This window comes from Petroclostridium sp. X23, assembly GCF_030013905.1.
In the GTDB taxonomy this organism is placed as follows: domain Bacteria; phylum Bacillota; class Clostridia; order SK-Y3; family SK-Y3; genus X23.
In genome coordinates this window covers 2,136,135-2,158,165 of sequence record NZ_CP124862.1, presented here as the reverse complement: position 1 = coordinate 2,158,165, position 22,031 = coordinate 2,136,135, and the positions used below count along the sequence as shown (strand labels likewise).

Genomic DNA, 22,031 nt, shown 5'->3' with positions numbered 1-22,031 from the left:
CCGTCAAAAAAATCCAGTAGGAAATACAAGCAGTGAAATATTTGTACTTAAAACATTATAAAGAACTGTTATTTTTAGTTGTGTTATAGTATAATAAAATTGCGATAATGTTAATTTTATGAGTTGCGTCAGTTTAGCGATATTCCGACAATGAAGGAGTTTCAAACATCGTTTCCTTATATCTAAACTAGAGCAGCAGAACAAGATATTATAATATGATATACAGGAAATGAGGCGCATGCCACATCTGATATACGTGAGATAACATGGTGATTCATAAGGGGAGTAGGTTTATGGCATCAAAAAATAAGGTTGAAGTAAGGATTCATGGAAAAGACTATACCATTATGGGTGCAGAGTCTGAAGAATATATCCAGAGGGTAGCACTTTATATAGATAAAAAAATGAATGAAGTTGCCGGTACAAGTAATAAGTTGAGTACATCTATGGCAGCAGTACTTACAGCTATTAATGTGGCAGACGATTATTTTAAAAGTGTTGAAGCATTAGAACATCTAAGAAGTGAAATTCAGCAATATATAAAAGAGCTGGGACAGTCGACATCTGAGTGTGAGAAATATAAAAAGGAAACTGAAAAACTGAAAGAGACAGTGCAGCAGCTCAAAATAGAATTGGTGAGAAAAGAGACGGAATTAAATGATTTCATTACTACTTTCGATCACGCAGCTAGAGAAAATACCGTCAGGATTGATAATACTCGGAGATTTAGAGCAAAATAGATATGATTCTTGAGTACCGGTTATAAAACTGGTACTTTTTTATGATATCAGTGGGGAGTGGGCAGTGGGGAGAAAAAACTCTCCGAGATACCACAGTGTAAATTTTTAGGAGATAAATGTTATGAAAGTGATCTTTATATTTATCGATGGGTTTGGATTAGGAATAAAGGATGCACGGATTAATCCCATGTACAGTGGCAAGCTGCCTAATATACATAAAATTCTCAATAAATATATCGTAATCCCAACGGATGCCTGCTTGGGTGTGGAAGGATTACCACAGAGTGCGACAGGGCAGACGACTATTTTTACAGGAACCAATGCGTCGCTTGTATTGGGAAGACATCTTCATGGACAGCCCACTGTTACTTTGAAAGAATTACTATACAAGAGCAGTATTTTTAAAATATTAAAGGAAAATGGGATCAAGGCAATGAATGCGAATGTTTACAGGGATCAGTATCTCATGCAGATACACAATCCTCAAAACAGAAAATTACGACCTTCCGCATCTACCATAGCGTGTATGGCGGCGGAAATGATTTTTAGGACCGTTGAGGATTTAAAGTTGGGTAAGGGGATTTACCATGATATTGTGAACCGAATACTTATTGAAAGCGGATATGATGTGCAACCAAGAGAACCTGAAACAGCTGCCCAAATACTTGTAAATATCAGTAGAGATTACGATTTTACTTTTTTTGAATACTTTATGACGGATATTGCGGGGCATAAACAGGATAGGGAAAAAAGTGAAGAAGTGTTAGGAATACTGGATAGATTCCTGGGGAAGCTGGATACCCTTATTGACTACAGAGATACTTTACTGTTTATTACCAGTGACCATGGGAATATAGAAGATCTATCGGTAAAGACGCACACATTCAATAAAGTGCCCACAATTTTACATGGGGAAAATGCAGATATATTAGCACAAGGGATTACCTCGTTAATTGATATCCATCCTGCCATATTGAAAGCGTTTGGATTAAATTAATCTAACAAAACACAGACATATTATCATGGAAAAACCAACATATTAGTTAATAATTGCTTTATAATTCTTTATATATTAAATACAATAAAATTTTTACATCGGAAATATTATCCGAAGAGGAAGTGAATACATTGAATCATCACATAGAACTACTAGCTCCTGCTGGAAGCTGGGACGCATTGATTGCAGCGGTGCAAAATGGCGCTGATGCGGTCTATCTAGGCGGGAAAGCTTTTAATGCTCGTCAATATGCAGGTAATTTTGATGATGAGCAGTTGAAACTAGCAGTTGAATATTGTCATATTCGAGGAGTGAGTGTATACCTGACTGTCAATACGTTATTAAATGATAGGGAATTGGAAGTATTGGCTGATTATATCACTTATGCTTATAATATCGGCATCGATGCAGTAATTGTGCAGGATATCGGAGTTGCACGATTGGTAAAAGAGACGGTTCCGCAATTCGCCCTTCATGCCAGTACGCAAATGACAATACATAGCCTTGGCGGAGTTCAAAAGTTGGAACAGCTTGGCTTCAAACGGGTGGTTCTCGCGCGGGAGTTGAACAGCCAGGAGATACAGCATATTTGTAAGAACACATCATTAGAAATAGAGGTTTTCGTACATGGCGCTCTTTGTATGAGCTATTCAGGCCAATGTCTCATGAGCAGCATGATAGGCGGAAGGAGTGGAAACCGCGGGCGATGTGCCCAACCTTGCCGTCTGCCGTATAGTCTTGTTGACATGGGGTCCGGAAAGGTGCTTCATGATGATCCCAACCGGCAATATTTATTGAGTCCGAAAGATCAAAATCTTATTGAACACCTTGAAGTATTAAAAAAAGCAGGGGTGAAATCTCTAAAACTGGAAGGAAGAATGAAGCGGCCGGAATATGTTGCAGTGGTAACTAGGCAGTATAGACATTATTTGGACAGCGGATTGGAAGTTCAGCCGAAAGATTATGAAGAACTATTGCAAGTGTTTAATAGAGGTGGCTTTACCCAAGGATATCTTCAAGACGAAGTAGGCGAACATATGATGAGTTACGAAAAGCCTAAAAATTGGGGTGTCCATATCGGTAGCGTAGCAGGATACAATACAAAAAAGAAGATTGCCAGTATCCGACTAAAAAGCTGCTTAAATATTGGTGACGGTATTGAAATATGGACAAAAGGAGGACAAGACCCGGGTGTCATTGTAAATAGGATATGGCTGAACAATCGTGAAGTTGATAGTGTCCAAAAGGGGCAGGTCGTTAACGTATCTATTACTGGAGACATCCATACAGGTGATAAGGTTTATAAAACTTCCGATGTGAATTTGTATGAATCGGCAAAACAATCTTTTACTGAGCATGCAAGTATGAGGACAGTACCTATTTACGGGAAATGCAGTTTTGAACTGGAAAAACCGATATGTTTAAGTATATGGGATGATGAAGGTAACTATATTGAGGGCATAGGGGAGAAACCTGCTGAACAAGCTGTAAGTAAGGGATTGGATGAACACAAAGTACTTCAGCAGCTAAATAAATTGGGAGGAACACCGTATCGTTTTGAAGATATCAGTGTATCCATTGAACCTGGGCTGGCACTTCCGATCAGTGAGATTAACAACGCTAGACGAAATGCGATACAACAACTGGAGCAACAAAGAATAAACAGATATATACCCGATCTACCGGATGCATCAAGCGCGAAGCGTAGAGTAAGCGAGATGCTGAGGCATGTTCATTTTCAGCATGGCGGTAAGCAGATCAAGTTGACTATTCAGGTTGATACCTATGAGCAAGCAAAAGAACTGGCTGAAACGGATATGGATAGGATAGTGATTCCTGCGAAAGTATTTTTAGATAAAAATATACAAGAAAAGCTGTCAGATTTGACAAATCGACTTATTACCCGGGAAATAGGGGTATGCTGTGCCATGCCGAGAATTATACGTCAAAAAGAATTGAAGCATTATGAAAAACTTATGAGATTATTGAATAGTATTGGGGTAACAAGTGTTTTGGTAGGAAATATTGGGCATATTGATTCGATGAAGGGATATAATCTAGATGTTTGGGGTGATTACAGTCTGAATATATTTAATTCGGTTTCCATTACGGTTGCAACTGAGATGGGGTTGAAGACTGTCACCCTATCGCCTGAGCTTACTTTCGGTCAGATCAGAGATATAAAAAAGACTGCGGAGGTGGAAACGGAAATAATCGTATACGGCAGGTTGCCGCTGATGATTGTCGAAAATTGTCCCGTAGGCAATTTGTCAAAGTATATCGATAAAGATGATCGATGCTGCTGTGATCATAAGCATTATGGGCTTGTTGACCGAAAGGGAATAGCATTCCCGCTGCGCACTGACAAGATGACCTGCCAAACTGAGATATTAAATTCGCAGCCTATTTTTCTTGCTGACAAAATGGACGAGGTTGTGACAAGCGGTATAGATAGCATAAAGTTATTGTTTACTGTTGAAAATCCCTCACGGTGCAAAGAAATAGCTTCAATATATCAGACCGCTTTATCGGAGGGATCAGGTAAGACAGTACAAGTACATCAGAAGAAAATTGAACATATTATGTCCGAGGGATTTACAAGAGGACATTATTATCGTGGAGTAGAATGAAGATATAGATACAATATCAACCCCGAAAGCGGGGTCGTAAATTACGAACTATATAACGGGAGGTCTCAAATGAGTAATCATATTGATGTCAAAGTTAAATATATTTCATCGAAAATGGGAGAGCAAATTAATCCGCCATTTTACGCTACAACCGGTTCAGCGGGAATGGATTTGGCAGCATGCATTAATGAACCGATCACTATTAAACCGGGAGAAAAAACGGTGATACCGACAGGAATAGCTATACAGCTTCCTTCAAATGAATATGTCGCTCTTATTTTTTCCAGAAGCGGATTAGGAATAAAACATGGCATCACTATGTCCAATGGCGTTGGTGTGATAGACAGTGATTACACCGGGGAAATCAAATGCGGGCTGGTGAACCTCGGAACCGAAACCTACACCATTCAACCTAATGATCGTATTGCACAAATGGTATTCATGCCTGTTGCGATTGCAGCATTAACGGTTGTGAATCAGCTGGATTCTACCGAGAGAGGTGCAGGAGGATTAGGATCTACCGGGCAGTAGAGAAATATTCCCATTATTTTTCACTTTTAAATATTTGTCTTTAATAGTATAATGAGGCAGAAATACTTTAATATATATCGAAAATGGTATAATTATTAATTATTCATTATTAGCTATTAATTGACTTCTGAAGGGTGTTTGTTATGACTTTTGGAGATAAAGTGATTGTTGTGCTTATGCTGGCGGTTTCTTTTGCCGGTATGCTTATTGTAAATATATTTTTCTACGGACAAGCGGGTACAAGTGTTGTGATTGAAGTGAACGGCCAGCCATATGCAAAATATAATTTTAATGAAATAACTTCATCTAAATACATTGAAATACAAACCCAATATGGTTATAATAAGGTTGAAATAGATAAAAATAGGGTAAGAGTTGTTGAGGCTGACTGTCCGGACAAGCTGGATGTACTTGCGGGATGGATTAGCAAGTCAAACCAAATGATTGTATGCTTGCCCAATAGATTGGTAATAAAAATTGAAGGAAAAGATACCGGACTAGATGGCGTTGTATACTAATTGTATCTGCAACTTTTTCACAGTTTTTCACAGATACTTCACTAACTATGCAGCGAAAGGTTGAAGAACATTGAAAAATACATTTAAAAGTGTATATATCGCAATGCTTGTGGCTATTGGACTTGTTTTACAAGTTATTGAAAACAGTATACCGGTTCCTGTTAGTTTACCGGGTGCTAAGCTAGGTCTTGCGAATATTGCTTCACTCTTAACTGTTGTAATATATGGCCCTATGACAGCGTTGATTGTTTCTGTAGTCAGAGCGTTATTGGGCGGTCTGTTGGCAGGAGGGGTATCTGCGATACCTTATAGCTTTAATGGTGCGGTTTTCAGCACTATCGTTATGTGGCTGGCGTATAGAAGCCTGGTTCCCAGAATAAGCCTTATAGGAGTAAGTATATTAGGAGCAGCAGCGCACAATACGGCACAAATATTTACAGCCTCGGTAATACTCAGTAATAGTGGGATTTACACCTATCTTCCCATACTTTTGATTATAGGTACCATAACAGGCTATTTTATTGGACTTGTAGCAAATCATACTGTTAGAATACTTAAAATAAATTTGGCTAAACAACAAAAAGGCGGAAGGAGAATTATTGAATGAAACGACAAGGCAATGTTGGATTATTATTGCTGCTGCTTATGGTAGGGGTTGTAATAGGAGGATTTTTAGGAGAATTTTTAAGCCAGTATAAGTATTTAGGATTTTTAAATTATGGCGGCAGATTCGGAATAAATCCAGATACGCCGTTTTTATTGGATTTAAGTATCATAAAATTATCTTTCGCATTATTATTTAATATTAATATTGCTAGTATTATAGGAATTATTAGTTCGATAGTAATTTTTAATAAGCTAAAGTAATGTATTTTACGGAATATGAATGTACATAATGATACTGACAAGATTAGCATAATTATTGATGACAGGTGAGAATAGCATGGATAGAATCATATTGGCGTCTGCTTCGCCAAGGAGGCAGGAGCTATTAAAACAAATCGGACTTATTTTTGAAGTTATTCCAAGTGCAATTGAAGAAAATATTGACCCGAATCTTTCACCGGAAGCTGTTGTGCAGGAATTTGCGCATTCAAAGGCTGCCGATGTAGCGGATAGATTAGCGGAATCAAGTGTTGTTATTGGCGCAGATACAATTGTAGTTCATCGTGGTCGTATCTTAGGAAAGCCTAAAGACGATGATGAAGCCTATAAAATGTTAAAGCTTCTGGAAGGTGATGAACATGATGTGATTACCGGCTATACGGTCATCAGAACCAGCGATGGCAAAAGGATTACGGGTTTTGAAAAGACGCTGGTAAAATTTGGGAGATTGGCAGATCATGAGATTAGAAGCTATGTAGCTACAGGAGAGCCTCGAGATAAAGCGGGTGCCTATGGCATTCAAGGTATGGGCTGCTTGCTGGTAGAAAAAATTGTAGGGGACTACTTCAATATAGTCGGTTTGCCACTGGGTAAACTTGGAGCAATACTTAGTAGAGAGTTTAATATAGAGATCTTATAATGACGCGATTCTATTCTCAATTCAACATGGGGTGTGACAGCATGGAGCGACAAGAATACCGTTTTAGAATGAAAGACCTTCCTATCGAGGAAAGGCCATACGAAAAACTAGAAAAATATGGATCTCAAGTGTTATCAAATGCAGAACTCATGGCAATAATCATTAAAACAGGAACAAAGCAAGAGACTGCTGTAGAAATAGCACAAAGAATACTAAAGCAATGCGGTGACGATACAGGACTTGGATTTTTACATGATATATCGCTGGAAGAGTTGAAAAAAGTTAAAGGAATCGGAAGGGTAAAAGCCATCCAATTGAAAGCAGTCATTGAGATCGCAAAGCGGATGTCGGCATTTAGTAATCATAACAGAATATGTATCAGCAGTCCGGAAGATGTAAGTAAATTTGTAATGCAGGAAATGAGATACTTAAAACAGGAACATTTTAGAGTTATTATGCTAAATGTAAAGAACAGAATATTAAAGCAAATGAATGTGACTATAGGTACATTGAATGCATCTCTTGTTCATCCAAGAGATGTATTCAGTGAGCCTATCCGAAATAAATGCGCATCAATTATTTTAGTTCATAATCATCCCAGTGGTGACCCATCACCCAGTAAAGAAGATATAGAAATAACCACTAGGATTATAGAAGCAGGAAAAATATTAGGAATAGACGTTCTTGATCATATTATCATAGGAGATGGGAAATATGTTAGCTTTAAAGAGAAAGGATACATGTAGATAACTAATAATTAACAGTGAATAGTGAATAATTATTAATGTACAATGGACAACGAATATAGATAAAATGCAATTATTAGTAGTTATTTATATAGAAGCAAATGAAGATGTTCATAGTTTACAGCCAGATCAGACAATTCTGTGAACCGTGAACTGTGAACCGATAAACTGTGAACCAGGAATTACGAAGGGAGAAAAAACATGGGAGTTTTTGCAAGAGATATTGGTATAGATTTAGGTACAGCGAATACATTAGTGCATGTAAAGAATAAAGGGATTTTAGTGAGAGAACCTTCAGTGGTAGCTATGAATAAGAATACGGGTGAAGTGTTGGCTGTCGGTGATGAAGCAAAAAACATGATTGGTAGAACACCCGGGAATATTATGGCAATCCGCCCAATGAAAGATGGGGTTATTGCTGACTTTGATATTACACAAAGCATGCTTAAATATTTTATACGGAAAGCTTTTTCAGCGCACAGCCTGTTTAAGCCCAGGGTTGTAATATGTGTTCCCTCCGGTGTTACAGAAGTAGAGAAACGTGCTGTAGAGGAAGCTGCTTTACAAGCGGGCGCTCGTGAAGTTTATTTGATTGAGGAGCCGATGGCTGCTTCTATAGGTGCCAATTTGCCTGTTGATGAGCCTACAGGAAGCATGGTTGTGGATATTGGCGGGGGAACGAGTGAAGTGGCTGTAATCTCGCTAGGTGGAATTGTAACCAGCAAATCTCTTCGAATTGCCGGAGATGAATTAGATGAGGCAATTATCTATCATGTTAAGAAAGAATATAACCTCATGATAGGGGAAAGAACCGCAGAAGAAATAAAGTTAAAAATCGGTTGTGCCTATCCTAAAGAACAAGAAGAATCTTTGGAAATCAGAGGTAGAGACTTGATTACAGGACTGCCTAAAAACCTGGTATTAACGTCTACCGAGATTTTAGAAGCTTTAAAAGAGCCGGTGCATGCGATTGTTGATGCAATTAAATTCACTCTTGAAAAAACGCCTCCGGAGCTAGCGGCAGATGTTATGGATAGAGGAATTATGTTGACAGGTGGAGGCGCATTGCTCAGCGGGCTGGATCAATTGATTAGGGAACAAACCGGGATGCCTGTGAAAATCGCTGAAAATCCATTGGATTGCGTTGTACTGGGCACAGGAAAAGTGTTGGATGAAATCCAAACGCTGAAAAAAGTTTTGATAACACCTAAAAAAGTAAAATAGCAGGTGATAGAATGTCCCATTTTATTAGAAACAAGTATATTATTGCATTGATATTGACAACCATAGCTATTTTTGTTTTTATGGGAATGTCTACTGCTGAACGGCAAAAAGCTTTTTTTCTTGAGGATATAGTAGGGGTGGTGGTATCACCAATCCAAAAGGTATTTTTCAGTATTGGAAAAAATATTGAAAGTTCTATCAAATTCCTTTCAGAAATCAAGACATTAAAACAGCAGAATGAGATGCTGCTTAGTGAGGTTGATGAGCTCAAAGAAACAAATAGAAAGCTGCAGGATTTGAGGGCCGAAAATGAAAGACTGCGGGAAATGCTGGGGTTAAAAGAAAGATTTGATAAATTTGAAATTGTTGGCGCTCAGATCATTGCGAAAGAACCTGGGAACTGGTTCAATGTTTTTACTATCGATAAGGGAACTGCAGACGGACTGGAGAAAAATTGCGCGGTGATATCCAGTAAAGGATTAGTTGGCTATGTATTTGACATAGGCTTAAATCGTGCAAAAGTTATATCGGTGATTGATAGTAACAGTTCTGTGAGCAGTTTGATTGTCAGAACAAGAGATATAGCGGTGGTGAAAGGCGATTTGACTCTTCAAAAAGAAGGGCTTGCCAAGATGAACTATATTGATAAAGATGCTGATATTATCAAAGGCGATTTAATTGAAACATCAGGACTGGGAGGAATCTTTCCTAAAGGGCTGCTGGTTGGTAAGATCAAAGAAGTGGGTAAAGAACCTTATGAAATATCCAAATATGCCGTGATTGAACCGGCAGTTGACTTTCAACGCTTGGAGCAGGTATTTGTTATAAAAAATACCAAAGCATTATTGGAATGATATCACAAATAGCGGAAGCAATTCACAATCGTCTCTATATCTGTGAAACGTGAACTGTGAACCAAATATTAAGGGGTATAAAGGTGAGAGTATTTATTATTGCTGTAATACTGATTGTCGCATTCGTATTACAGTCTACAATACTGCAATATTTTGAAGTATGGATGATAAAACCAAATTTGATAGTGATGATTACTGTATATTTTGCACTAACAAGAGGCTCCGTTGAAGGTGGGATAGTAGGACTTAGCGGAGGAATATTGGCCGATATCCTGGTGGGCAGGGTATTTGGCCTATATGCATTAATAGGCATGTATACGGGGGTTCTTGCCGGGAACTTTAATAAACGGTTTTTTAAAGAAAACTATTTGGTTGCGCTGTTATTTACTTTTTTATTTAGTTTTTTGTATGAATTTGCTTTTTACATATTAAACTACTTCATTTGGGGAGAAACAAGAATATTATACGCACTTCAGTACATTATCATTCCGGAAGCACTGTACAATTGTGTTATCGCAATTCCGGTTTATATATTTGTTATCAAGATTAATAGATGGCTGGAAAAAAAAGAAAAGGTGTCCAGAAAATACTAACCTAATAGGTGGGCTTTAGTAAAGGTGAGATAAATCATGGTATGGGAAAGAATTAAAAGCAGGTACTCTATTTTAAGTATCCTTATCATATTATTGGGTATTGTTTTTATTTATAGGCTTTTACAAATTCAGATTGTACATGGGCAAGAATATAGAGAACAATCGGAGCGAAGGCTATTTAAGTCAAAAGTAGTGAAAGCACCTCGAGGTGAGGTCTATGATACTTATGGAAGGCCTTTGGCTACGAATCGCATGGGGTTTTCTATTCAAATTCATAAAATTAACAATTCTGATAATGAACTTAATGATATTCTTTTGAATCTTACACAAATGTTAGAACTCAATGGAGACACATATAACGATACTTTGCCTATTTCAGATGCTCCTTTTGAATTTACGTTTAGTGATTCGGAAAGCAGTACAAAACAGCAAAAGGAAGATGCATGGAAAGAAGCAAAAGAGTTTGACATTGATGCCAGTGCGGAGGATATTATTAATCAATTGAAGAAGAAATATAAAATTTCCGATCAGTATAGTGATTTACAATTACGGAAGATACTAGGTGTCCGCTATGAAATGAAGACCAGAGGATTCGGCGCCAATGCACCTTATACGCTTTCTACCAATATCGGTACCAATACGGTTATGCAATTGGAAGAACGTCATTTGGAATTTCCGGGTGTAAGTGTTGTAACCGAACCCATCAGATACTATCCTAATGGAAGTCTTGCAGCCCATATCCTTGGTCGAGTGGGTATCATTTATGAGGAAGAGTATAAAGAATTAAAAGAAGAAGGCTATGGCATGAATGATATTCTGGGAAAAGAAGGTATGGAAAAGATACTGGAGTCTTATTTAAAAGGGAAAGATGGCGTTAGCAGTATTGAACAAGATATTCAAGGGAAAACCACCAGCGTACTGGAAAGCAAGTTACCTATTCCTGGGAATAACGCATTTTTAACCATAGATACAGAGCTTCAAACAGTGGCAGAAAAGGCACTAAGAGATACAATCAACATTATTCGGGAAAACGCATTGGAGGAGATAAAGAGAGATCCTTCCAAAGCCTTGATAGGTGAAGATGCCAATAGTGGAGCTGTTGTTGCAATGGACGTGAATACCGGGGGCATTTTAGCGATGGCAACATACCCTACCTATGACCCTGCACGATTTAATGAAGATTACAATATGTTGTTAAACGACCCGCTGAAGCCGATGCTCAATAGAGCCATCAGCGGGGCTTATCCTCCCGGATCAACATTTAAGATGCTGACTGCTGTCGCCGGCTTGGAAGAAGGTATCATCACGCCTGAAACGCGGATTCAAGACAAAGGGAAATATACGTATTATGAGAAAAATGGTCCCATATGTTGGATATATCAATCGAGATACGGATACCGTACTCATGGCTTTGAAAATGTATCCGACGCGCTTCGTGATTCATGTAACTATTTCTTTTATGATGTCGGACGCAGGCTTACAATAGATAAGCTATATGAATACGGAAAGAAATTCGGTTTGGGTCAATTGACCGGTATTGAGCTCCCGGGAGAGAGCAGAGGGATATTCTATCGTCCTGAATATAAAGAGTTTGCATATAAAAAGCCTTATCAACTGGGAGAAACTTTATATGCTGCCATTGGGCAGATGCATATATTTACGCCGCTCCAAATGGTGAGTTATATTAGCACCCTGGCAAATGGCGGTACAAGGTATAAGCCCCATCTGATTAAGAAAGTAAAAACATATGATGATGGTAAAAGTATTAAAGAGACAGAAACAGAAATTCTCAGTAAAGTGGATATTAAACCAAATAATCTAAAAGCGATTCTTGAAGGTATGAGGAATGTAACCCAACAAGATGGTACGGCCAGTCATATATTTAAGGATTTTCCTGTCACGGTGGCCGGCAAAACAGGGACCGCAGAGCTTGGTATTGAGGGTGTTTCGAATAATGGGGTGTTTGTTGGATTTGCACCATACGATAATCCGCAAATTGCGGTAGTGGTTGTTATTGAGCATGGTAAGAGTGGGGGTAATACTGCTCCTGTTGCAAGGGAGATCTTTGCGCAATATTTAGGTTTGAATAATAAAAAAGCTGATAGCGAGTTTCCGGTAAATCAGTTAGTAAGATAATTTTAGGGAGTGTATTTTATGAGTCAACAGCCTGTTGTTTTTAAAGGCAGCAAGAATGGTATTATTGTAGTTTTGGATCATCAAGCTTCTATTGAAGAAATAATAAGTCGGATAAAACAAAAATTCATTGATTCTTCAACCTTCTTTTCAGGAGCAAAACTCAGTATATCTTTTGCCGGGAGAGTGTTAGATGAAGCTGAGAAGAAGGAGCTTACCAACATTGTAAAAAACGTTGCGGGAGATGATATCAACATTGGGTTTAATATTACCGAACAGGATAATAAACAAAGCTTCCAGGGTTTTTATGAAATAAATGAAGGAACAGCTAAATTTCATAAGGGTACTGTAAGATCAGGACAGCGAATCGCTGCTGAAGAAAGTATTGTTATACTTGGAGATGTAAATCCCGGAGCGGAGATTGTTGCCGGCGGAAACATTATGGTGATGGGCTCGCTTAGGGGAATTGTACATGCAGGTTGTTTTGGGAACAGATATGCAATTGTAGCCGCATTAAACCTTTATCCTACCCAGCTAAGGATTGCCGATATAATCACTCGCTCGCCCGACGACGTCATTGACAAGCGTCAACTTGTTCCCGAAGTTGCGTTTGTAAAAGATGAGACAATATATATTGATGCATACTTGCCTAGAAGAAATGTGGATAAATAGTTTTTAACAGATCAAAAGTTCTATAGACGTACAACATTTGTTATGATATAGTATAATTGACAATAATAGTAGGAGTGGATAATGGGGAAGATCAGCAATTTCTATAGCTTCTTAGTTAATCAATCATAAATATAGAACGATAGTCTGTTTAATATCGGAAGTGTATGTTGTTAATTTTATTGTAATGGACTGGGGGAACTAATGATGGGTGAAGTAATTGTAATCACATCAGGAAAAGGCGGTGTGGGTAAAACAACCAGTACTGCCAATATTGGTACGGGTTTAGCGCTGCTGGGAAAAAAAGTCGTTTTAGTAGATACTGATATTGGATTAAGAAACCTTGATGTTGTGATGGGTTTGGAAAATCGGATCGTCTATGACCTTGTAGATGTAGTTGAAGGAGTTTGCAGGTTAAAGCAGGCACTCATAAAAGATAAAAGGTACGATGGATTATTTCTTCTTCCGGCAGCACAAACCAAAGACAAGTCTGCGGTGAGTCCGGAGCAGATGTTGAATCTATGTAATGAGCTAAAGCAGGAGTTTGACTATATTTTAATAGATTGTCCCGCCGGAATAGAGCAAGGGTTTAAGAATGCCATTGCCGGAGCGGATAAAGCAGTGGTTGTAACCACACCGGAAGTGTCGGCTGTTAGAGATGCAGATAGGATTATAGGACTGTTGGAGGCGCATGATCTTAGAAGTCCTTTGCTGCTGATTAACAGGATTAGGATTGATATGGTAAAACGAGGAGATATGATGACCATTGATGACATCATAGATATCCTTGCGATTGATTTGGTTGGTGTAGTTCCTGATGATGAAAATATTATCATCTCCACAAACAGGGGCGAGCCGGTGGTAAGTGATATTAAATCAAGGGCAGGGCAGGCATATCGGAATATAACCAAAAGATTGACTGGTGAACAGGTTCCTATTATGGATCTGGAGATTGACAAAGGTTTCATGGATAGATTAAGAAAGCTTTTTGGAATGAAAGCGTAGATTAGGGGGAGAGGATGTGTTTGATATTATGAAGTTGTTCAGTCGTGGAGGCAGCTCAAAGGATATTGCCAGAGACAGATTGAAACTAGTACTTATACACGATAGAGCCAACGTTTCCCCTCAGTTTCTGGAAATGCTTAAAAGTGAGATTATGAAGGTTATATCAAACTACATAGAAATACAAGATGATGAATTGGACATTCAATTGACACGTGCGAAAAGCGAAGAAGGGGATGGCGTGGTGCCTGCACTTATCGCCAATATTCCAATAAAAAACATGAAGAATGTAGGAAAATAGAAGGCTCTTGGTGGGAAAATGTTTGATAGAAAGCTGTTAAAAAACTTTGATACATTTACAATTATTATCATAGTTATATTGGTAACCATAGGCATTATTGCGATAAGCAGTGCTACCCATGTGCATGAAACGGGAGATTTCAGCGCTGTAAAAAAACAAATAATGTGGTTTGTATTCGGTTTGATCGCTATGGGTGTCGTGATTAGTATTGACTATAATACATATGGGAGTTTTGCTACTTATATGTATGCTTTCGGTATCCTGCTTTTACTTGGTGTACTAATTCCCGGGGTTGGGGTTGTAAGGAATGGTGCACGCAGTTGGTTCGACCTAAAAGTTTCGATGTTTCAGCCGGCGGAGCTGGTAAAAATTATTATGATTATTACTTTTGCCAAGCATATTCAAAAGATAAAAGAAGATGAAAGTGATATTAATCATATTAAGAATCTTGCCATATTGATTATTCATATGGTTATGCCTATATTACTTATTATGAAACAACCTGACTGGGGAACTGCTGCTGTTTTTATCGGTATTATGGTGATGATGCTTTTTGTTGCCGATATCAGCTATAAGTATATTATGGCTGCATTCGGGGCTTCTGCAATAGCTTTACCACTGTTGTTTTTCTTTGGCATGAAAGATTATCAAAGAGGAAGATTACTGGTTTTCTGGGACCCGAACCGTGACCCTCTGGGACAGGGATACCATGTCATACAGTCAAAAATTGCGATAGGCTCAGGGCAGTTATATGGGAAAGGGTTATTTAACGGCACGCAGACACAGTTAGGATATCTTCCAGAACAACAGACAGATTTTATCTTTTCTGTGATTGGTGAAGAATTAGGATTTATTTGGTCCAGTATTGTAATCGTATTATTTATCATACTTTTATTAAGGTTTTTATACTTAGCTACTGTTGCTAAAGAAAGTTTTGGTTCTTATATTATTGTAGGTATTACCTCTATGATATTCTTTCATCTTTTGATTAATATCGGTATGACTATCGGATTAGCGCCAGTTACCGGCATCCCGCTTCCATTTATAAGCTATGGGGGCAGTTCATTACTGACAAATATGATAGCAATAGGATTAGTATTAAATGTGGGAATGAGAAGGCAAAAAATCAACTTTTAGGAGGGATAAGATTGAATATTGCATTGATAGCTCATGATAAGAAAAAAGAATTGATGGTACAATTTTGTATTGCGTATAAGGGAATACTAAATAAGCATAGCCTCTGTGCAACTGGGACAACCGGTGGCTTGATAATAGAAGCTACGGGGATGAAAGTACATCGATTTCTTTCCGGTCCGCAAGGAGGAGACCAGCAGATTGGTGCAAGAATCGCGTACAATGAGATTGACTTGGTGTTGTTTTTTAGAGACCCGCTTACCGCTCAGCCGCATGAACCCGATGTAAGCGCGCTGCTGAGATTGTGCGATGTTCATAATATACCGCTGGCCACTAATGTTGCTACGGCTGAAGTTTTAGTAAGAGGGCTTGAAAGAGGAGATCTTGATTGGAGAGATATTGTTAATCCTAAGAATAGTAAGTAATGATAGTATAAAACAGTAAAACAGGGGACTATCCCCTGTTTTACTGTTTTATACTATTTTGTTCTTGTTCTGATTTCATTTTCAACTTGTGCCGGTGTAAGTCCGGAAGCATCTATAACAACAGCATCGGTTTTAGTATCTTCCATACCGGCGAAATCATCACTCATACCGGTTACGACAATCGCGTCGAATTGCTTGTAATCAGTAGAATCTTTTCTCATGCCATGAGTAAGGCTGACAACATTATAGCCTTTTTCATTTAAAAAATCTTTAACAGGAGTTAATGCAGGTTCAATTGCAATTTTTTTACCCAATTATAAATCACCTCCAGATACTTTCCATATTAGTATTTTTAAAATAGCAGCGTAATATGCATTAAATCCGGCAGATTAATAGTAGATGTGAATAAGATGATATTTGTAGCAATAGACCATTCACAGCATGTCCACATGGTTATCAACAAACTTATCCACAGGTGTGGATACATTAATAATATCAATTGGAATTATTGGGATTGCCTAACAAGATCAATGATATGAATAAGAAGAATGACATAGAGATTAATAAAAAAGGCTTATGAGAGAAGCAATTACTTGTATTCAGACTTTTTTCAAATACACTATCGGAAACTGCAGGCTTGCGAAAAGATGATACTTTTCTATGTATTGTAAAGAGTTATATAAATATATCTGTGTTTATGTAGATATTTCACAATATCTATGACATAAGAGGTGTCCACAACATGTCCACAAAATTATCAACATTATTATCCACAAGTGTGGATAATAATGGTAATCACATATAGCATTTGTAGGGGTGACTTGTGGTCGCCTGAAAAAAAAGAAACTATCCATAGGATAGTTTCTTAAGTGGAGAAATACTGCTGTAATACTTCTAGCGCATTATTCTCAATGATCTTACTGCCATGCTCATTTAAAAAGCCTTCTTGAATAGAAGCATGAGGTATTTTATGGCCATATTCAGTCAAAATGGTTTCAACGGTTTCAGGAAGACTGTTTAATGTACAGTTTCTGGTTAAAGCAAGATAATAATAGTCTTTATATCTGTAAAGAGTGCTTTCGCCGGCATAAATATTTAAAAGTCTTGTACTTGCTGAGCAAATATCATCAAAGTCTGAAAACATATAGATCATCAAACCAGAGCATATTTTCTTATTTTTTCTTTTTACCCTTAGCTCAGACTTCTTAAATTTGCTTTTTATATATTTATGAATAGATTCAAAATCATCATCTTCATCAACTCTGGTGACTATGATTACAAAGCCTTCCGATTGCAGAGGCATTGCTTCTATGATTAGCTGAGAGTCATCAACATAAAAGCCTGCTTCCAGTTCAGCTTTTTTCATCATATTCCAAAACATTTCTTGAGTTTCAGGAGAATTGTAGGATAGATTTTCAATATCAATATTCCATTCCTCAAGGTCGTCAATTGAAAGAGTTACTTTGATTTTGTTGTGGCTTATTCTCTCTATTTTCATAATGATCACCACCACTTCATTATTTTATTACCTTTAATATATATTATACTGTTCAAATCAATATTTGAGAAGTATAAAATTTTGTAAAACCTATATATACATAAAAAATTTACTTCAATAGGAAAAGCTATGCATTCATAACACTAAAAGGTATAGTAAATATGTTAGCTAAAGATAAAAATAGTAGTATAAACACTCAATGTTTAAACATGCATGTTAGTTATTTAAGAGAATTATATATTCATTAAGCTGTGCAATCGGCAATACTCATACGTTTAATAATTATTTATACCACCCTAATAGAGCAAATAAACCTATAAATTTAATCAATAATTAGAATAGTTTTTATTGCGGTAACGTAAGTCAAGAAGGAGGAATTACTATGAGTGAGAATGAAGAGATCATTAAAATAGAAGATTATGAAGAATTACCTGATGCAAGTCCGGGAGCCAATCACGACATCACTTATGATAAAGAAAAAGACTTTTATGTAGGCGCACAAGGAGAGCTGCGTTTTAAAGCGGAAGGATTGTTTAAAAAAGCGCGGGAAAAAGGAATATCCATTGATGATGTTCAGGTAATGACATTAAAGGAAAACAATGCGGAATTTCCAGGGATAGGCTTAGTAGAACTCTCAACTTTTATAGCAAAAGTGAAAGGGAAGTTATTAGCGACAGGTCAAACGATTACTGATGGTAAGCAAATAGATTATTATAATCGCTATCAAAAATATATGGCAAAAAAAATTGAGCAAAAAAACATTATGTATGATGAAAATGGCAGAATGATATGGGAAGAGGGAAGACCCAAAGTAAAGCTTAATCCCGATTTATTTCTAACCGAGTGGGAAAGATTTGAGATAGGAAAAGCACTGGTTGAAGATAAGGAATTTGGTTTGGAAAAGACGATTACAGGTGCCTGTGATAGAGTTATCAGGAAACTAATGGGTGAAAATGATTGGCTCTATCCGGGTGAGGCTGCCTTACTTGATGAGGAGTTTGAAGAAGTACAAGATAGAATAAAAAAGAGCAGAGAAATAAGACCGTCGAAGGAAAATGCGGCGCCGGTAAGAAAAGCGTCGGATAAACAGATAAACTATTTTAAATCAAAAATTAAAAATGCGGGTTTGGATGCGGAAAGTGATGAAGTGATCAGTATCATTATGGAAGAAATGGGATATAAGGATATGAATATGGAAGATTTAAGTATCGGACAGATGAGTAAAGCCATTGATAGCATCTATCAAGTTACTTCAAAAGTAAAGGAAAGAGTACAGAAAAGTATTCAATAAAATCTAAAAAATTCCTTTGCAAATATGGGAAATATACTGTATAATAATATAAGCCACTAGTTTACTAGTGGCTTATTTGTTGTTTGTTTGTTATTTATTTGTCAATTTCTATTTACTACACGTCATGCGCTATCTACTTTAAACAGAACTTTGTTAATAAATTAATTAATTTGTATTTTGTATACATTCATTGTATAATATCAATGTTACAGATAATGAAAGAGGTGAGGTTTAGATGAAAGCTTTAACATTTAAAGGTGGTATTCATCCTCATGACAATAAGCATCATACCGAGAAAATGTCTATTATAAGTCTGCAAGCACCTGATAGGCTTTATTTTCCTATGCAGCAGCATATTGGTGCGCCATGTGAGCCAGTGGTTGCAGTAGGGGATGAAGTGAAAGTAGGTCAGAAAATTGCCGATTCAAAGGCGTTTGTCAGTGCTCCTATTCATTCAAGTGTGTCAGGCAAGGTTGTGGCGATTGAGTCGATCTTACATCCTAACGGCTCAAAGGTAATGGCTATTGTTGTAGAGAATGATGACAAAGATACAGTTGATGAAAGTGTGGTACCAAAAGGAGAACTTGACGCGCTGGAACCCAAGCAGATTATCAGTATTGTGCGTGAGGCGGGTATTGTGGGTATGGGAGGAGCAGGATTTCCTACTCATGTAAAGTTATCACCACCACCCGATAAAAAGATCGACTATGTAATTATCAATGGTGCGGAATGTGAGCCGTATCTGACGTCTGACCATAGAGTAATGCTGGAAGCTCCGGGGGAAGTAATCCTTGGGTTGAAAGCGATTATGAAGGTTTTTGGCTTGAATAAAGGTTACATCGGCATTGAAGAAAACAAGATGGACGCGATTAAGACCATGAAAGAACACGCTTCCAAGGAAGCAGGGATTGAAGTGGTGGTATTGAAAACAAAATACCCGCAAGGTGCCGAAAAACAACTTATTAAAGTGATAGCCGGCAGAGAAGTTCCTTCCGGTGCGCTTCCGGCAGATGTTGGGGCAGTTGTAAATAATATAGATACCTGCACTGCGATTGCTCGTGCCATCACCACAGGGATGCCTTTGACAAGACGTATCGTAACCGTGTCCGGTGCAGCGGTGAAAGAGCCTAGAAACTATGCAGTTAAAATCGGAACACCGTTTAAATATCTCTTTGAACAATCCGGTGGCTTTATAGAAGATCCGGCTAAGATTGTAATGGGTGGTCCGATGATGGGTATTGCCCAATTTTCGATAGATGTACCGGTAGTAAAGGGTACATCCGGGCTTTTGGCGTTTACAAAAGAAGATGTACAGCTCAAACCGGAAAGTCCATGCATCCGCTGCGGTAAATGTGTAGGTGCATGTCCTATGAATCTGCTGCCTATTTATTTAAGTGCGTATTCAAGCAAGAATGATTTGGATAAAGCGGAAGAATATAATGCTGCCGATTGTATAGAATGCGGAAGCTGCTCTTATGTATGTCCTTCCAAGAGACACCTTGTGCAGTCGATCAGAGGAGCAAAACAAGCTATTATTGCGAAAAAACGTGCGCAAGCGGCAAAGTAGATAAGACAAAATAGATAAGACAAAATAGATAAGACAAAATAGATAAGACAAAATAGATAAGACAAAATAGGTAAGAAATGGGGGTTAGCATAAATGATAAATAATAGATTAGTGGTTTCCTCATCTCCACATGTGAGGTCGGGGGAAACGGTAAGCAGTGTTATGTTTGATGTTGTACTGGCACTCTGTCCGGCATTAATCGCAGGGGCTTACTTTTTTGGTTTCAGGGCACTGCTGGTTACTGCGCTGACAGTTCTGAGTTGTATAGCTGCTGAATATGTATGGCAGAAGCTAAGCAAAAAAGCCGTAACCGTCAATGACTGGAGTGCAGTTGTCACAGGAATATTACTTGCTTTTAACCTCCCTGTTACGGTACCTTTATGGATGCCTGTAATAGGTGGTTTTTTTGCAATCATTATTGTTAAACAGTTATTTGGCGGACTGGGACAAAACTTCATGAATCCTGCGTTAGCGGCAAGAGCATTTTTGCTTGCATCATGGCCGGTAGCCATGACAAAATGGGTTGGTCCTTTTGAGCAGTTATCTTTGGCTGGTGCAGTGGATGTTGTGAGTTCAGCTACGCCTCTTGCGATTTTAAAAGGAACTGAAGCCGCAGGACAGGTGATGCCAAGTTATTTGGATTTATTTATGGGAAGAATCGGGGGTTCTATAGGTGAGACTTCCGTCCTTATGCTGTTATTGGGTGGAGTGTATCTGATTTATAGAAAAGTAATCAGCTGGAGAATACCGGTTTCTTTCATTGCAACTGTTGCGGTATTGACATTTGTTTTAGGTAAAGATGGGTTTTTTACCGGTAATGCTATATACCATGTGCTCTCCGGGGGATTAATGCTGGGGGCGTTCTTTATGGCTACGGATTATGCATCATCTCCTGTTACTCCTAAAGGGCAAATCATCATGGGAATCGGCTGCGGGTTAATTACATCGGTGATTAGACTGTATGGCGGATATCCTGAAGGTGTATCCTATTCCATACTGCTAATGAATATCGTGACACCACTTATTGATAGATATACAGCTCCTGTGAAATTTGGGGAGGTGAAGGCGCGTGCGTAATAATGAAATTATGAGATTAGGTGCTATACTATGTGCCATTACGTTTGTTGTTGCATTGATACTGGCGCTGGGAAATCTGGCAACAGAAGATAAAATTGCGGCGTTAACCTTACAAGCACAGATTGAAGCAAGAAAAGAAGTACTTCCGGCGGCTTCGGAATTTGAAGAGCTGAAAGTAGAAGGATTGGGAGAAGGAGACTATAAAACCGTAAAAAGCGTTTTTGCAGGTAAGAGCGGCGGAAATATCGTAGGTTATAGCGTAGGCGTAGCACCGAATGGTTTCGGTGGTGCTATAGATATGATTGTTGGTATAGACAATGCCGGAAAGATTACCGGTATTACCATTGTAAATTTCTCAGAAACGCCTGGACTTGGTACTAAAGCAAAAGAACCGAAATTTAAAGACCAATATAACGGAAAGCCAACAAAAGATTATTTGGCAGTTATCAAAAACGGTACGCCTAAGGATAATGAGGTTGTAGCAATCAGCGGTGCGACGATTACATCTAATGCGGTAACCGAGGGTGTAAATAGCGCAATAAAAGCGATAAAAGAAAAAGTGAACAAGTAAGAGGG

The 22,031-nt window shown here is 38.1% G+C and carries 24 protein-coding genes; 22 read left to right on the top strand and 2 right to left on the bottom strand.

All coding sequences use genetic code 11. The features are described 5' to 3' along the window. Positions 1-293 precede the first annotated feature (293 nt). From QKW49_RS10300 to mgsA, 18 genes are all read left to right on the top strand, one after another. Positions 294-740: a cell division protein ZapA gene (locus tag QKW49_RS10300; protein WP_282867454.1), complete on the top strand. Its 447-nt coding sequence runs from the start codon at positions 294-296 to the stop codon at positions 738-740. A gap of 121 nt (positions 741-861) precedes the next feature. Further along, a complete protein-coding gene (locus tag QKW49_RS10295) occupies positions 862-1,737 on the top strand; it encodes an alkaline phosphatase family protein (RefSeq protein ID WP_282867453.1) in 876 nt (291 codons plus the stop codon). A 131-nt stretch (positions 1,738-1,868) separates the two neighbouring features. After that, positions 1,869-4,367: a U32 family peptidase gene (locus tag QKW49_RS10290; RefSeq protein ID WP_282867452.1), complete on the top strand. Its 2,499-nt coding sequence runs from the start codon at positions 1,869-1,871 to the stop codon at positions 4,365-4,367. Between the two features lie 69 nt (positions 4,368-4,436). After that, positions 4,437-4,898 carry a dUTP diphosphatase gene (dut, locus tag QKW49_RS10285; RefSeq protein ID WP_282867451.1) on the top strand — a complete coding sequence of 154 codons (462 nt, stop codon included), beginning with the start codon at positions 4,437-4,439 and terminating at the stop codon, positions 4,896-4,898. 143 nt (positions 4,899-5,041) lie between these two features. Next, positions 5,042-5,416 (top strand): NusG domain II-containing protein, encoded by a 375-nt coding sequence (locus tag QKW49_RS10280; RefSeq protein WP_282867450.1) that lies wholly within the window; start codon positions 5,042-5,044, stop codon positions 5,414-5,416. 70 nt (positions 5,417-5,486) lie between these two features. Beyond that, positions 5,487-6,023 carry a Gx transporter family protein gene (locus QKW49_RS10275; RefSeq protein WP_282867449.1) on the top strand — a complete coding sequence of 179 codons (537 nt, stop codon included), beginning with the start codon at positions 5,487-5,489 and terminating at the stop codon, positions 6,021-6,023. Continuing rightward, positions 6,020-6,283 carry a DUF4321 domain-containing protein gene (locus QKW49_RS10270; RefSeq protein WP_282867448.1) on the top strand — a complete coding sequence of 88 codons (264 nt, stop codon included), beginning with the start codon at positions 6,020-6,022 and terminating at the stop codon, positions 6,281-6,283. Before QKW49_RS10275 ends, QKW49_RS10270 begins: the two co-directional genes overlap by 4 nt. A 76-nt stretch (positions 6,284-6,359) precedes the next feature. Further along, the gene (locus QKW49_RS10265; protein ID WP_282867447.1) at positions 6,360-6,941 is read left to right on the top strand and encodes a Maf family protein; all 582 of its coding nucleotides are present in this window, start codon (positions 6,360-6,362) and stop codon (positions 6,939-6,941) included. 41 nt (positions 6,942-6,982) lie between these two features. Further along, positions 6,983-7,687, top strand: a complete 705-nt coding sequence (gene radC / locus QKW49_RS10260; RefSeq protein WP_282867446.1) for a DNA repair protein RadC — start codon at positions 6,983-6,985, stop codon at positions 7,685-7,687. Positions 7,688-7,888: 201 nt separating this feature from the next. Then, the gene (locus tag QKW49_RS10255; RefSeq protein WP_282867445.1) at positions 7,889-8,911 is read left to right on the top strand and encodes a rod shape-determining protein; all 1,023 of its coding nucleotides are present in this window, start codon (positions 7,889-7,891) and stop codon (positions 8,909-8,911) included. An 11-nt stretch (positions 8,912-8,922) separates the two neighbouring features. Further along, entirely contained in the window at positions 8,923-9,765 is an 843-nt protein-coding gene (mreC, locus tag QKW49_RS10250; protein ID WP_282867444.1) for a rod shape-determining protein MreC, read from the top strand. Positions 9,766-9,848: 83 nt separating this feature from the next. After that, positions 9,849-10,358: a rod shape-determining protein MreD gene (gene mreD / locus QKW49_RS10245; RefSeq protein WP_282867443.1), complete on the top strand. Its 510-nt coding sequence runs from the start codon at positions 9,849-9,851 to the stop codon at positions 10,356-10,358. Positions 10,359-10,394: 36 nt separating this feature from the next. Next, positions 10,395-12,494 carry a penicillin-binding protein 2 gene (mrdA, locus tag QKW49_RS10240; protein ID WP_282867442.1) on the top strand — a complete coding sequence of 700 codons (2,100 nt, stop codon included), beginning with the start codon at positions 10,395-10,397 and terminating at the stop codon, positions 12,492-12,494. A gap of 18 nt (positions 12,495-12,512) precedes the next feature. Next, positions 12,513-13,163, top strand: a complete 651-nt coding sequence (minC, locus tag QKW49_RS10235; RefSeq protein WP_282867441.1) for a septum site-determining protein MinC — start codon at positions 12,513-12,515, stop codon at positions 13,161-13,163. Positions 13,164-13,367: 204 nt separating this feature from the next. After that, entirely contained in the window at positions 13,368-14,165 is a 798-nt protein-coding gene (gene minD / locus QKW49_RS10230) for a septum site-determining protein MinD (protein WP_282868109.1), read from the top strand. 28 nt (positions 14,166-14,193) lie between these two features. Continuing rightward, positions 14,194-14,463 (top strand): cell division topological specificity factor MinE, encoded by a 270-nt coding sequence (gene minE, locus QKW49_RS10225; protein ID WP_282868108.1) that lies wholly within the window; start codon positions 14,194-14,196, stop codon positions 14,461-14,463. An 18-nt stretch (positions 14,464-14,481) separates the two neighbouring features. Then, the gene (rodA, locus tag QKW49_RS10220; protein ID WP_282867440.1) at positions 14,482-15,600 is read left to right on the top strand and encodes a rod shape-determining protein RodA; all 1,119 of its coding nucleotides are present in this window, start codon (positions 14,482-14,484) and stop codon (positions 15,598-15,600) included. Between the two features lie 11 nt (positions 15,601-15,611). Further along, a complete protein-coding gene (mgsA, locus tag QKW49_RS10215; protein WP_282867439.1) occupies positions 15,612-16,022 on the top strand; it encodes a methylglyoxal synthase in 411 nt (136 codons plus the stop codon). 53 nt (positions 16,023-16,075) lie between these two features. Here the strand turns inward: mgsA and QKW49_RS10210 are convergent, their stop codons facing one another. Both QKW49_RS10210 and QKW49_RS10205 read right to left on the bottom strand, forming a co-directional pair. Beyond that, positions 16,076-16,336: a YkuS family protein gene (locus QKW49_RS10210; RefSeq protein ID WP_282867438.1), complete on the bottom strand. Its 261-nt coding sequence runs from the start codon at positions 16,334-16,336 to the stop codon at positions 16,076-16,078. A 551-nt stretch (positions 16,337-16,887) separates the two neighbouring features. Then, entirely contained in the window at positions 16,888-17,520 is a 633-nt protein-coding gene (locus QKW49_RS10205) for an adaptor protein MecA (RefSeq protein WP_282867437.1), read from the bottom strand. Positions 17,521-17,902: 382 nt separating this feature from the next. Between QKW49_RS10205 and QKW49_RS10200 the strand changes: the two genes are divergently transcribed. The 4 genes from QKW49_RS10200 (at position 17,903) to QKW49_RS10185 (ending at position 22,026) form a co-directional block, all read left to right on the top strand. Next, positions 17,903-18,811, top strand: a complete 909-nt coding sequence (locus tag QKW49_RS10200) for a hypothetical protein (protein ID WP_282867436.1) — start codon at positions 17,903-17,905, stop codon at positions 18,809-18,811. 235 nt (positions 18,812-19,046) lie between these two features. Further along, on the top strand, positions 19,047-20,378 hold the full coding sequence (rsxC, locus tag QKW49_RS10195; protein WP_282867435.1) for an electron transport complex subunit RsxC: 1,332 nt from the start codon (positions 19,047-19,049) through the stop codon (positions 20,376-20,378). A 93-nt stretch (positions 20,379-20,471) separates the two neighbouring features. Then, positions 20,472-21,455, top strand: a complete 984-nt coding sequence (locus QKW49_RS10190; RefSeq protein WP_282867434.1) for an RnfABCDGE type electron transport complex subunit D — start codon at positions 20,472-20,474, stop codon at positions 21,453-21,455. Continuing rightward, entirely contained in the window at positions 21,448-22,026 is a 579-nt protein-coding gene (locus tag QKW49_RS10185; protein WP_282867433.1) for an RnfABCDGE type electron transport complex subunit G, read from the top strand. Before QKW49_RS10190 ends, QKW49_RS10185 begins: the two co-directional genes overlap by 8 nt. Positions 22,027-22,031: the final 5 nt, after the last annotated feature.

Coding starts and splice junctions, on each gene's coding strand:
- QKW49_RS10190 (WP_282867434.1), top strand. CDS start 20,472: ATGATAAATAATAGATTAGTGGTTTCCTCATCTCCACATGTGAGGTCG.
- QKW49_RS10270 (WP_282867448.1), top strand. CDS start 6,020: ATGAAACGACAAGGCAATGTTGGATTATTATTGCTGCTGCTTATGGTA.
- mreC (WP_282867444.1), top strand. CDS start 8,923: ATGTCCCATTTTATTAGAAACAAGTATATTATTGCATTGATATTGACA.
- QKW49_RS10205 (WP_282867437.1), bottom strand. CDS start 17,520: ATGAAAATAGAGAGAATAAGCCACAACAAAATCAAAGTAACTCTTTCA.
- QKW49_RS10280 (WP_282867450.1), top strand. CDS start 5,042: ATGACTTTTGGAGATAAAGTGATTGTTGTGCTTATGCTGGCGGTTTCT.
- rsxC (WP_282867435.1), top strand. CDS start 19,047: ATGAAAGCTTTAACATTTAAAGGTGGTATTCATCCTCATGACAATAAG.
- QKW49_RS10200 (WP_282867436.1), top strand. CDS start 17,903: ATGAGTGAGAATGAAGAGATCATTAAAATAGAAGATTATGAAGAATTA.
- QKW49_RS10265 (WP_282867447.1), top strand. CDS start 6,360: ATGGATAGAATCATATTGGCGTCTGCTTCGCCAAGGAGGCAGGAGCTA.
- radC (WP_282867446.1), top strand. CDS start 6,983: ATGGAGCGACAAGAATACCGTTTTAGAATGAAAGACCTTCCTATCGAG.
- rodA (WP_282867440.1), top strand. CDS start 14,482: ATGTTTGATAGAAAGCTGTTAAAAAACTTTGATACATTTACAATTATT.
- minD (WP_282868109.1), top strand. CDS start 13,368: ATGGGTGAAGTAATTGTAATCACATCAGGAAAAGGCGGTGTGGGTAAA.
- QKW49_RS10295 (WP_282867453.1), top strand. CDS start 862: ATGAAAGTGATCTTTATATTTATCGATGGGTTTGGATTAGGAATAAAG.
- QKW49_RS10255 (WP_282867445.1), top strand. CDS start 7,889: ATGGGAGTTTTTGCAAGAGATATTGGTATAGATTTAGGTACAGCGAAT.
- QKW49_RS10300 (WP_282867454.1), top strand. CDS start 294: ATGGCATCAAAAAATAAGGTTGAAGTAAGGATTCATGGAAAAGACTAT.
- dut (WP_282867451.1), top strand. CDS start 4,437: ATGAGTAATCATATTGATGTCAAAGTTAAATATATTTCATCGAAAATG.
- minC (WP_282867441.1), top strand. CDS start 12,513: ATGAGTCAACAGCCTGTTGTTTTTAAAGGCAGCAAGAATGGTATTATT.
- minE (WP_282868108.1), top strand. CDS start 14,194: ATGAAGTTGTTCAGTCGTGGAGGCAGCTCAAAGGATATTGCCAGAGAC.
- mrdA (WP_282867442.1), top strand. CDS start 10,395: ATGGTATGGGAAAGAATTAAAAGCAGGTACTCTATTTTAAGTATCCTT.